The sequence below is a fragment of the Desulfosporosinus sp. BICA1-9 genome (genome assembly GCF_000802135.1).
Map to the genome: position 1 here is coordinate 1 of NZ_JUEE01000226.1, position 11,984 is coordinate 11,984.

Annotated in this window: 12 protein-coding genes; 9 read left to right on the forward strand and 3 right to left on the reverse strand. The window is 40.8% G+C overall.

Annotation, left to right across the window (positions count from 1 at the left end; translation table 11 throughout):
• From JL57_RS27780 to JL57_RS35775, 7 genes are all read left to right on the forward strand, one after another.
• Positions 1-276: biotin/lipoyl-containing protein (locus tag JL57_RS27780; RefSeq protein ID WP_034145146.1), on the forward strand; the 276-nt coding region annotated here is incomplete at its 5' end.
• 621 nt (positions 277-897) lie between these two features.
• Complete coding sequence (locus tag JL57_RS27785; RefSeq protein ID WP_034145147.1) at positions 898-1,185, forward strand: type II toxin-antitoxin system Phd/YefM family antitoxin; 288 nt, start codon at positions 898-900, stop codon at positions 1,183-1,185.
• Positions 1,178-1,483, forward strand: coding sequence for a type II toxin-antitoxin system RelE/ParE family toxin (locus JL57_RS27790; RefSeq protein ID WP_034145148.1), 306 nt, complete (start codon positions 1,178-1,180; stop codon positions 1,481-1,483). The genes JL57_RS27785 and JL57_RS27790 overlap by 8 nt, the downstream gene beginning before the upstream one ends.
• A gap of 163 nt (positions 1,484-1,646) precedes the next feature.
• Positions 1,647-2,096, forward strand: coding sequence for a bifunctional 2-polyprenyl-6-hydroxyphenol methylase/3-demethylubiquinol 3-O-methyltransferase UbiG (locus JL57_RS27795; RefSeq protein ID WP_291300674.1), 450 nt, complete (start codon positions 1,647-1,649; stop codon positions 2,094-2,096).
• A gap of 308 nt (positions 2,097-2,404) precedes the next feature.
• A complete protein-coding gene (locus tag JL57_RS27800; RefSeq protein WP_034145149.1) occupies positions 2,405-5,092 on the forward strand; it encodes a DEAD/DEAH box helicase in 2,688 nt (895 codons plus the stop codon).
• A 19-nt stretch (positions 5,093-5,111) separates the two neighbouring features.
• Positions 5,112-5,900: an SWIM zinc finger family protein gene (locus JL57_RS27805; protein ID WP_291300675.1), complete on the forward strand. Its 789-nt coding sequence runs from the start codon at positions 5,112-5,114 to the stop codon at positions 5,898-5,900.
• Between the two features lie 19 nt (positions 5,901-5,919).
• A complete protein-coding gene (locus tag JL57_RS35775; protein ID WP_291300680.1) occupies positions 5,920-6,081 on the forward strand; it encodes a helix-turn-helix transcriptional regulator in 162 nt (53 codons plus the stop codon).
• Between the two features lie 227 nt (positions 6,082-6,308).
• Here the strand turns inward: JL57_RS35775 and JL57_RS27810 are convergent, their stop codons facing one another.
• Complete coding sequence (locus tag JL57_RS27810) at positions 6,309-6,509, reverse strand: type II toxin-antitoxin system RelE/ParE family toxin (protein WP_291300681.1); 201 nt, start codon at positions 6,507-6,509, stop codon at positions 6,309-6,311.
• A gap of 51 nt (positions 6,510-6,560) precedes the next feature.
• Positions 6,561-9,953 (reverse strand): cell wall-binding repeat-containing protein, encoded by a 3,393-nt coding sequence (locus JL57_RS35780; RefSeq protein ID WP_291300676.1) that lies wholly within the window; start codon positions 9,951-9,953, stop codon positions 6,561-6,563.
• A 176-nt stretch (positions 9,954-10,129) separates the two neighbouring features.
• Here JL57_RS35780 and JL57_RS35785 point away from each other — a divergent pair, with 176 nt between their 5' ends.
• Positions 10,130-10,291, forward strand: a complete 162-nt coding sequence (locus tag JL57_RS35785) for a hypothetical protein (RefSeq protein ID WP_291300677.1) — start codon at positions 10,130-10,132, stop codon at positions 10,289-10,291.
• Between the two features lie 151 nt (positions 10,292-10,442).
• Here the strand turns inward: JL57_RS35785 and JL57_RS27820 are convergent, their stop codons facing one another.
• Positions 10,443-11,033 (reverse strand): hypothetical protein, encoded by a 591-nt coding sequence (locus JL57_RS27820; protein ID WP_034145150.1) that lies wholly within the window; start codon positions 11,031-11,033, stop codon positions 10,443-10,445.
• Positions 11,034-11,290: 257 nt separating this feature from the next.
• Between JL57_RS27820 and JL57_RS27825 the strand changes: the two genes are divergently transcribed.
• Positions 11,291-11,983 carry a response regulator transcription factor gene (locus tag JL57_RS27825; RefSeq protein WP_034145151.1) on the forward strand — a complete coding sequence of 231 codons (693 nt, stop codon included), beginning with the start codon at positions 11,291-11,293 and terminating at the stop codon, positions 11,981-11,983.
• The last annotated feature ends 1 nt before the right edge of the window (position 11,984 follow it).

An 11,984-nucleotide genomic window follows, 5' to 3' on the forward strand; every position in this document is an offset into this window, starting at 1 on the left:
GACATCAACCTTCTTACCCAGTCTGGAGAATACAGTTTGACGGAGATGGCAGACCCTGACAATAAGAATGAGATTGGATCCCCTATCCCAGGGACTGTGGTGACGTTAATGGTACAAGAAGGAGATCAGGTAACCCAAAATCAGACCCTCGTGGTTGTCGAAGCTATGAAAATGGAAACAAGGATAACGAGTTCTATCTCAGGGATTGTCAGATCGGTGAATATTAAGGAAGGGCAGCAGGTCAAGGCTGGAGAACTCCTTATTGTTGTCGAATAATCGGTATTAGTAAAAAAGTTATGCCTATTCTAAATTGGCCCGCGAAGTCCAATTTGGAATAGGCATTTTATATGAGGTTTGTCACCCTGAGGCTTATCCTGTTTCTTCAAATTCGACACTGGTGACGAATTTGACCTTACTCAGGTGCTCATCCTTCTTGGGATGAAAAGTTAAATCTTGGTTAGAAGGAAATTGAACTGTAAGGTAAATGAATAGTAAAACCCCGGATTAATCCGGGGTTTTAGAGGAATGTTTCGCTAATTAGATGGTTTCTTGTAATATGGATTATCAAGATAAGTGTTGCAAATGGAGCAGTAGATCTTCTCTTCAAGTGGATGATCACTTGCACTAAATAAAGTATTTTTACACTTTGGGCAGAAAAATTCAAACATCCTCGCTAACTCTTTCCTGTTTTTAAAATCTTTCTGCTTCGCTTCGCTATAGGTATTATACTAGAAATTCAGACAAATTTAACTATAATATTGAAGATATCCCTTATTTCAAAGCCTAACATACTAGGAACTTAAAAACTGAAAGGCAGATGATAAGAAGGTTTGCCATATTGAAATCTTAGCATAATTATGATAAAATTACGCTAAGATCATTATGGGGGTGAATATTATGCCGCAGATTAGACCAGTTTCGGACCTGCGAAATAACTTCTCAGAAATTTCAAAGATTGTGCATGAAACATCAGAGCCAGTTTTTTTAACTAAAAATGGTTATGGTGATATGGTAGTAATGAGCATTGAAGCCTATGAACGCAAGCTATTTGAAGGTGAAATTTACTATAAATTAAAAGAAGCAGAATTGGAAGCAAAATATACCAATGTGCGCTATACGCACGAAGAAGTATTTTCAGATTTGAAAAGAAGCTTGGCCGATAAGATAGGTAAGGATAATGTATAAGTTAAAGTATTTACCTTTAGCGCAAAAGGATTTAAGGGATATTACAAGTTACATCGCCGGAATCCTTAAAGCACCTGAGGCAGCATTGAATTTAGTTGATGCTCTTGAAAATTCTATATATCGGCTTCAACAATTTCCTTATTCAAGTAAAGTGTATCAACTAACTCAACCACTTGAAGCTGAATACAGAATGTTGAGTGTAAAAAACTATTGTATTTTCTATGTAGTGAGAGAACTCGAGATAGAAATACACAGAATTATTTATGCGAAGATGGATATTAAAAACCTTATCATATAGCGAATCTAGCGAAAGCGTTGTATGTTTCGCTTAAGCACTAGGGCAACTTCTCTTGTTGGTAATGAAATAATCATTCATAAGGAGCTGGCGAAATAGTGAATACTACAGTTTTCTTCTATAATAAGAACGCTCATGAATTTTTATAAATACAGTAAAGGCAGACATGAGTGAGCACTACAGAAGATTTGAGGAATACCTTCTCCCTGAGAGCACCATTCTGGATGCGGGTTGTGGCTCAGGCAGGGACAGTCTTTTTTTTTTAAGCCAAGGATACAACGTTTCTGCCTTTGATGCGTCGATAGAAATGGTAAATTTGAGCTCGAAACTAACTGGCTTGTCTGTTCAGCATGCAAAATTCGAGGACGTCAACTTTGATATTATGTTTAAGGGCATCTGGGCCTCAGCATCCCTCTTGCATGTTGATAGAGGGTCTATTAAGGACATACTGCAAAGACTGGCAGTAATGCTTAACAAGGGTGGCGTGTTTTATATGTCCTTTAAATATGGCGACAAGGTTTATCAGAAGGACGACAGATTATTCAACTGCTATGATGAAGGTGCCTTCAATGAAATGTTGTCTGCCATCCCAGAGCTAACAATTCTTGAATTATAAGGGACAAGGAACCTGTCCCCCCGTCCCTCCCTTAAAACAAGATAAGGCTTTGCCGCGGTAGAATTATATTTACAATTATACCCGAAAGTGGACTAAGAAATCTAAAAAACCACAGGCCTTTTAACTCACAAATAAAGTTGCTCTGAAATATTATCACCTAATACACGTTCTCGAAGGTAGTTGTCAGACGTTACCCTTTCTAGACTGAATCAGCCAATTTCAGACAATACTGGATTGGCTGTTTATTTTCAATAGATTTATCTAATGGTATAATATTTAAGAACGTTATGACTGAAAGGATTGAATTAGTGGTTACCAGCAATGATCAATCTAAAACGACTACCTATAAAGAACTGATTGCGTTGATCCATGGGGAGGGTACCTTCGAACTTGACTGGCAGCTGATTGAAGCAACTCTGGAGTCCACCCAATTCGCCTACCAGGAAGAAGTCTACCGACACTATCGTGAGAATGCTTATGAAGCTTTTTTACTGCTTGGATTTTCAGATAAATCCGTCGTCACGTCTGAATCACTTCGTTATCTCAGGCTCATAGCCGCTACCTTTGTGAAGAAATTAGCCATGAATCCGGATCTTGAAGTATTACGTGAAAAGGTAATGCTTGAAATAGATGACCATGAAGTAGAGCAGCTCTTGCAACAAGCGCCTTATCTAAAAGGGGCTGAATACTTAACGGACGTTTGGCTAAAAAAGGCCTGGGAAACCCTGAATCAAACCTTTGCTAAAATGATCAGGACCTACAAGGGCAGTGTCCAAGGATTTTTTGCAGCCTACAATCCGAATGTGCATTTAGTGGGACGTGTCTTCTTTCACCTTGTGGAGAGCAAGAAAGAGGACTATCCCTTTGCTTTTTTGGCTACCTATACAGGGGATGTCTCGCTGCAGGGTAAAGCGAAACACCTGCCCCTTAAAAATGCGCTGCAAGACTATGGGGAAAATAGTAGAAAGCTGCTGGAACTCCTGGCGACCGTACATAAGGCCTCGGAGAACAGTGCCTTTATATCAGAACTTGTGGATTCGGGAGAACTCTTCTATCCGCTCAGCTTAACTGCGGAGGAAGCCTATACGTTTCTTAAGGAGATACAGCTCTACGAGGAAGCCGGTATTTTATGCCGTATGCCTAATTGGTGGAAGAATAAGTCCGCCTCTTTGAAAATGTCGGTCAGCGTGGGAGAAAAAGCTCCTTCTCGCTTGAACTTTGAAGCACTTGTGGATTTCAAAGCAGAGCTGTTTCTCGGCGGAGAATCCATGAAGGCTGATGAGTTGAAGCGGTTGCTTACGGAGGCAGAAGGCCTTGTTTTAATTAAAGGAAAATGGGTGGAGGTCAATCATGAACGCTTGAAGGAAACACTGAAGGCCTATGAAGAAGCCCAAAAACTCATGGACCAGATGGATCTCAGTATGATAGAGGCCATGCGCTTCCAATTGACGGCACAAAAAGTCTTGAATCTTTCGGAAGAAGCTTGTGAACTTGAAGTAAGCAATGGAGAATGGCTCAATTCGGTGCTAAAGAAGCTTACGAATCCGGATGTGATCGAAGCGGTGGCCTGTGGCGAAGGGTTTCAGGCTAATTTGCGTACCTACCAAGAAAGGGGCTTGAACTGGCTCCATTATATGAAAACTCTCGGACTCGGTGCCTGCCTTGCGGACGATATGGGCTTAGGGAAAACAGTTCAGGTCATAGCGCTTCTAAATAATATTAGAAGTCAAACCCAGGAAAAAGCGTTACTGATTGTCCCTGCTTCACTGATTGGGAACTGGGTCAGTGAAATCACAAAGTTTGCACCGTCCTTGAACTACTGTGTCCTCCACCCTTCGGAAAATAGGGGCCTGCAGACCAGCGCCGACGTTTTGGCGAAGGATTATGACCTCTATATTACGACTTATGGCATGCTTGCAAAGCACGATTGGTTAAAAACGATGACTTGGGATTCCTTAATTTTGGATGAGGCCCAAGCCATTAAGAATCCAGGCACCAAGCAAACAAAGGGTGTGAAGCAATTAAAGGCCTCCTATAAACTGGCCATGACCGGGACGCCCATGGAAAATCGTCTGGCTGATTTATGGTCCCTCTTTGATTTTCTGAATAAAGGCTTGCTGGGCAGTGCCAGAGAGTTTACTAATTTTACAAAGAAGCTCCAGGATACTCCGGAAGGATATGCCCGATTGAAGCGAGTTGTCTCCCCCTTTATGCTCAGACGGTTAAAGACCGACAAGACAGTTATCTCGGATTTGCCGGAGAAAATCGAAATGAAAACGTATTCGACCCTTACAAAAAAACAAGTGGTCCTTTACAATAAGATTGTCAATGACCTTAAGGCTAAGCTTGAATCGACTGAGCAGGGAATTGAACGCCAAGGGCTCGTCCTTTCCTCGCTGATCAAGCTCAAACAGATTTGTAATCACCCCGATCAATTTATGGGTCAAAATGACTACGTTGAAAATGAAAGCGGCAAATATGCAAGGCTGCGTGAGATCTGTGAAACCATCGTTGAGAAGCGGGAACGGGTACTAATATTTACTCAGTTTAAGGAGATTACCGAGCCCCTGAATCGGTTTCTGGAGACGATCTTTCAGCATCCGGGACTTGTTTTACATGGCGGGACCTCCGTGGCCAAACGTAAGGAGCTGGTCGCTGAATTCCAGGGTTCCGAGTATGTACCCTTTATGGTCCTCTCCATAAAAGCCGGCGGAGTCGGTCTTAACCTAACCTCTGCCAATCACGTGATCCATTTTGACAGGTGGTGGAATCCGGCGGTTGAAAATCAGGCTACAGATCGGGCCTTTAGGATTGGTCAGAAAAAGAATGTGATTGTTCATAAGTTTATTACCAAGGGTACCATCGAAGAAAAGATTGATCTGATGATTGAAGATAAAATAAAACTGCAGCAAGATATTATGCCAGACAGTCAGGAAAGCTGGATTACTGAGCTGGATAACCAACAGCTTATGAATTTGTTTACACTCTCTAAATAAAGTTGGGGAGGGATAATGTATGGCATATTACACTGGATTTCCAGCCTACGTCTCGGTGGCAGAAAAAAGACGCAAGGCCCAAAAAAGTGTCGAGAAACTAAGAAAGAAAAATCCTGATATCTGTCCCGTGATGATTGAAGGAACAAAACTGTCCAAAACCTGGTGGGGTAAGGCCTGGAATGATAATCTGGAGAGCTATTCAGACTTTGCCAACCGAATCGGGCGAGGCCGTAGTTATGTGCGTCATGGAGCGGTGCTGGATCTGAAAATTACACAGGGAGAAATCAAGGCCCTTGTCCAAGGGAGCGTTTCCAAACCTTATCAAGTAACGATTAGCATACTACCGCTGTCCGACGCTGTCTGGCAAGGGATTACAATGAGCTGTGCAGGGAAGATTGATTCATTGCAAGAACTGATTGTGGGTAAGTTTCCTAAGACCCTAAGAGAAGTGTTTACCGCCAAGGGCCAGGGTTTGTTTCCAGACGCTAAGGAAATCAGGTTTCAATGTAGTTGCCCTGACGGGGCTTATATGTGCAAACACGTGGCGGCAGTGCTCTATGGGGTAGGCGCTCGGCTAGACGAGGATCCCACTTTGTTTTTCGTACTGCGCAAGGTGAAGATGGAGGACCTTATTTCACAAGCCATCAGTCAGAAAACCGAGACCTTCCTGAAAAAATCAAATGTAAAGAGTCGTAGGATAATTGAGGATAGGGATATTGGCGATCTGTTTGGAATTGAGATGGAAAGTAAAGCCGAAACGAAGCAAGTGACGAAGAGGGGGAAGGCGAAAAAGCCGAAAAAACCTTAAAGTAAGAGGCTGGAGCAAAATTGCTTCCAGCCTTTTGATATTGCGCGTAACAACCTATTCAAGATATGAAAGCGGTGCTCTTGATAATCCTAGTGCCTCGCTTATTAAACTTGCAGAATTCTATAAAACTAGTATCGACTATCTAGTGGGACTGACAAATAATAGAAAACCCAATCGCTAAGAGAAGCACTGGATTTTTCCGGTATCAATATTTCCAGACTTAATCATAGATATGAGTGTAGTTTTGGTTTTTAATCTTAAACATAGAATTGTTCGGCTGATGTCAGGTTGGTTGCGGACGAATCATCATCATCTTCGTCGTACCTAGATTGAATATAATCAAGCACCCCAAGCTCTCGTTGACGAGCTTGGGGTGCTTGATATTTTGTTGGAGAAATCGATTATTTGTTACGTCATCATGCGCGGGAAATCCTGTTTACCATGAAGTACTCGATGAACTTCCACCGTGTTCTCTTCCATAACTAGGATGTAGAAAACAAGATAGGGATCAGCAACGATCATTCGATAGCCTTGTCCAGCAATCTTCGTGTCTAACGGTACTGAACCCATGAGAGGGAAGTCTGCCAGCCTGCCTAGGGACTCTTTTATCTAAAAAAAGTTAGTTGATACGTGTAATGCGAGAAAACTCTCGTTTGGGAATCACCATTGGATGTTATCCGCTTCTACATTATCGAATTGGATTCCACTTTCTGTACCGGAAAGTACAACAATTTTCGATGCTTTAACATTATGGAGGCTTAGAGTGCCGTCGTTCGGTGGATCAATAAAGATTGTTCCTTTGACAGTAACGTTTTTAAGACTGTCATGGTTACCTTGTATATATAGACTGTACCCTAAGCTTACGTTTTGTAAGGTTAGGTTGTCTCCCCGGATGACTAAGGTGTTATTAAACTCTCCAGGATTGTTGCTATCCGTACCTCCCAAAGTGCTATTATTAGCTGTTAGCAATTCATGGGAAGATAATTGATTGGCAACATTATCGGTTACTACTGCTTGGCCACCTAATACAGAGATATTTTGCGAGAAATTTAATTTAGTGTACTTTAGTGTCGCTTCATTTAATATTTTATCCGTAAGAATAACAGGAGCAAAATCTCGAGCTGCCAAAGGTATACCAGTCAAAGCGTCAACCAGAGTTTCACCGTTTGCTACGTATACGGCACGGTATTTTAGGTCAGTGGCGAAATTCTTTAGAACTTCTAAATTCGTGTCATACTTGGTAGCACCGGCATAACGTTTTTGGTGACCCGGGAGACTATTCTTAACGGTTTCAGACACTACCGCTGTTCCACCTATAACATAGCTATCTGTGATTAAACCTTGAATACTATCGAGATATTCTTTTACTTGTGGAGGAAGTTGACTTTTTGTCGTGGCCAGAACGGGCATTTTCTGGGCAGAAGCAATTGAACCAATCGAAAGCGCATCTGAAGGACTAACCCAACCAGCTACCACGGCAATCTTAGTGAATTTAGCTCCTAAAGCCTGCATCTTTTTAGCTATATTTACAGACGTTTCATACTGATCATAACCACCCAGTTCAATCGGAATGATCCCCATAGATTTTAGCTCATTGATAACTGCCGGTTTGATGACCGCCGTGCCGCTCGTGATATAAGCTTTTGTCGGTTTGAGACGAACAATTTCTGCTTTTGTATACGGATTCAATTTGCTATTTTCATCTGTCAAAAGTATTGGAGCGTTAAGCAAAGAAGCCAGGGGTCCTGCAGCCATCGCATCGATTAGGTTTGGTTGCATCCCTGCAGAAAGAACGATTGAATCTGAGGTTTCTTTCCAGCCCTCCTGGGCAATTTTGGCGGCGGTATCATACTGGTCGTATCCGCTAAAACGAATTACAGGGTTAACGGAAGGGGTTGTTGGTAACTGAATTTTGTTGGCAACAGGAATAATTTGAATAAAGTATTGGTTATCAAAATAATTGGGAAAATCATTCTTGGAGACGGTCAATAAATTTCTGTCTTGGTAAGCCATATAATTTACTTCTCGACTTAGAAAGGATATCGCGTCCAATTTTGTAAAGCTACCTTTACTATTGAGAGTATTATCGTAGACGCTCGATGTTCTGGGAAAAGGCTGATCCGCTAGTCTAGTATTGGCCGTATAAAACCGTTGATAGACGGGATCAAAAGCTACATCGGTAAAGGGAGAATCTAATCTGGTAAGATAATTTAAATCCTTATCAAAGATATTGCCAATACCATTAAACAGATATTGACCATCGGGGGAAAGGCGAAAATCATCCGATAGTAGCAGAATATCTGAATTTTGTTCGTTACGGGACATTAAGTCATGAGCAGGGCCAAAAACCCCGTTGTTAATGGTGTAGTTATAAACATTAATAATACTGCGAGTATATAGATCTTCTTCTACCATATATAATTTATCGTTGGAAATTAATAGTTGGGCAAAACCCTGTGAATCAAGCATGCGCTCAGTTGGATAATATAGATGTGAGTTAAGAACACTTGCGTTACTTAGGTATGCTTCACTATTCTGAGTCGTTTTATCAACAATTTGTCCAGTGCTGCGAGAGTAGCTGGAAATCTCTATTCCTTGAGACGTATAGGCAACAAGATACAGATAGCCCCCGTCTACAGCGATATCGTCTGGAACGCTACTAAGTGGTATTTTCTTGGTTAGACTAAAATTATTAGCATCAATAATGGCCACTGTTCCTGACGAAGCTTGCTGAAGCGAGTTTTGATTGCCACGTTGCATAAGGGTTACATAAAGTTCGTTATTATCAAACGCCATTTTTTCCGGCGGCAGATCTAATTGGAGGAAAGAAATCATCTTAGTCTTATAATTAACAGCGTAGATTCTGCGGTTGGTATTGTCAGTTAAATAAATTACCGGTCGATTGGGATCAATCAGGGAATCAGTCGGTTTAAAATTAATAGGTATTACCGGACTGAGGGGGTCTGGCTGAAAAGGTTGAGGGGATGTACCCACGTTGGAGGTCTCAACAACCATGCCATTGTCACCAGCTGTCAGGACAATAAGCTTACCATTTTGATAAAAAACATGACGGACATAACCATGGGCTGAAAAAGTAGTATTTTGCTTAAAAGTGCGAAAACCATAAGGATTGTTGTAGTCATAATTATAAGCTTTAACCAGTCTGGTGTCTTGTCGATCAGCGACATAAAAGTCATTGGTCTCAGAATTAAAGGCAATGGAAGCTAAAGCATTTGGTAAAGAAGTAACAGGATTAAGGTTAGCATCCATAACAACGCAATCTGTCGTAAATAGATATTCACCATCGGCAGAGAGAAACATGTCTTTTGGCAAATTAGTGACATCATTAAATAATTGAGAGAAATTATTGCTTCTAACCCCAACATCGGAAACATCGTAGCTAGACACTTTAACAGAACTAGTCTCAATGAATGAATAGAGTCGATTCATTTTCGGGTTAAATATTAGCTGACTCTTAGAATCAATTTCAGCGCCCGAAGCGATCTTTTGTTTTGTCTGACGAGAATAGGTGAGCAAGCTATGATCTGCTTTGTTGTACGGGACAATATAAATGGAATCTTTGTTGACGACCATGTCATTTGGAACATAGTCCAGCTGTATTTCATCCGTTATCGTAAACGTAGTGGTATTAATGATTTCAATGGAGCCGGTTGCGGAAACATCAATCAGAGGATCAATGTTTGATTTTTGTAAGGCAACAAAAAGTTCGTCGTTTTCTACGGCCATTTTAATTGGAATGCCATCAAAATTAAGTGACGATATTGCTTTGGTCGCATAATTGACGGCGTAAACTCGTTTGTTTAGATCAGAATCTATTAAATATAAGATTGGTTTGTTAGGATTAAGAATTGCTTTAGAAAAAGGAAAGTTTAGATTAAGAATAGGTGTTAGGGGGATGTTTAAGTTGTCATTGGCATTCGCAACAGGAATCGAAACTAAAGAGAGTTGGAAGGCGACTAGAAAGATCGTCAGTGTCGTTAAGATTCTCTTAATGATTGAGTTGTTATGCTTCTTAAGACATCGAATTTTCAATAATGTATCTCCCTTTCTCTTTACTAAATTAAATCTTGTAGATTAAGAATAACTAATTATTAGCCCTAACTCAACTGGCAAAGAATGTAATTTTTCGTTTGAACCTGAATATTTAGTGAGTACATTTTTTATTGCTGAAAAGACATTACAATTTTAAACCAAAGGAGCGAGACCATATGATTACGAATGAATTTCAATTAGGTGATAGAATTTATGACTATTTAGAAGAAACGATGGATGCAGCGGAAAGAAGTGCTTTTGAACGTGAATTAGAGAATATGTTTGGCTCTCAATATTACGCTTACAGAATTTTTTGCCGAGGAACGTCCGCAGCTTGAGCCGGAACTTCGCCGTCTGGTGGACACAGCCAGAAAGCTTTCGCCGGAACAAATAGAATATCTTCAGAAGTTGCTGGAATCGATGAGTAAGGATTAATTATTTAATTAACACGATTGAGCATAGAAAAATGAAGTAACGCGAGACAGCAGATTATAGTAAATTATTCATTTTCTGCAGAATACTGTTGATCTGGTTAAGTATTTCCAAGCGGTTAGTCTGGATGGAAACTATTTTAGCAAAGGCCGTATCCATGGCGGCATAATCCTTTTCCTTGATGAAGCCTTTGTATTCCTCTACAATATCTTTGATCTGGCCTTTGGTATCTTTTAAAGAGTTCGCCAGTTCAGCGATTTGCGCATTGTAAGCTTTTATCTGAGCGGTTGTTTCTTCTGGAATTACTGAACCACTGTCTTTTAACTCTTTTAGCTTTTGAGCCAGGGTTAAGCGCAGTTGATTGTTTTGCTCGACAACGCTGATGTTGTTTTCACGATTTTTAAGTACATCCTGCCTGTGCTCCGCTAAATCCAGTTTGAACCCTTCGAATTCCTCTTTCTTTGTTGCTAGCTTTGACTGTTTCTCCTGGTTACGGGTTTTGGTTTCTTCAATCTTCTGCTGTCTTTCCTGCAATGTTTCAATCCTTTTGTCTAATTTGCTCCCGTCACCCGGAGTGGCCGCAAATACTGCATTACTCATAACAAGGGTAAAAATTACAGCTAGTACGTTTACCATTATTTTTTTCATTTCACAAAACCTCTTTTCTTTATTATGGGTTTGGGATGTTTAATTCCTCACTTGATACATCATCCAAGCTTTTTATAATTTCATTTAAACTATTTAGAGTGGAATCTACTTCTGTCAACTGCTCAATTTGTCACCTCCTGGCTCTATCTTAACGTTTTTCGTTTGTGCAAAACAAAGGTTAAACTGTGGCAAAGCTGTGGCAATTCTTTTTATCTTAAAAAGAATAGGCTACAATAGTGTCAAGGAAGTGAGAGAAGATGAAAAAATTAATATACCTAGCGGATGATGATGAAAATATACGCGGCTTAATTAATATGTTTTTGTCTAATGAAGGATTTGAAGTGAAATCTTTTGCGAATGGGGATGACTTATTGGCTGCGTTTTTGAAAAAACCTGCTGATTTAGTCATTCTTGACATTATGATGCCGGGGACAGACGGACTTTCTGTATGTACACAGATTCGAAATTGCAGTAATACCCTTATTATTATTGTGTCCGCAAGAGACAGTGAAATCGACCGGATAACAGGGATTACACTTGGTTCGGATGATTACATGACAAAACCTTTTTCTCCTATGGAACTGGTGGCCAGAGTCAAAGCATTGTTCCGCAGATTGGAATTGGATACAGGCGGCACTTCCAAGCACATCTTGGCAGCCGGCAATTTGAATATCAATGCAGCCACCAGAGAAGCAAAGGTAGATGGAAGTCCGTTTGATCTGACTCCAACGGAGTTGGCTTTGATGGTATATCTAATGCAAAACAGCACCCGTGCCGTATCCCGGGATGAGCTCTTGAAAAATGTTTGGAAGTTTGATTTTGAGGTTGACTCCCGGGCCACAGATGATGTGGTAAAACGTCTGCGCAAAAAGCTTGCCGCAGTCAATTGCAGTGTTAAGATTGAATCTGTCTGGGGATTTGGATTCAAGCTAAGCGAAGGGGGAGAATAAT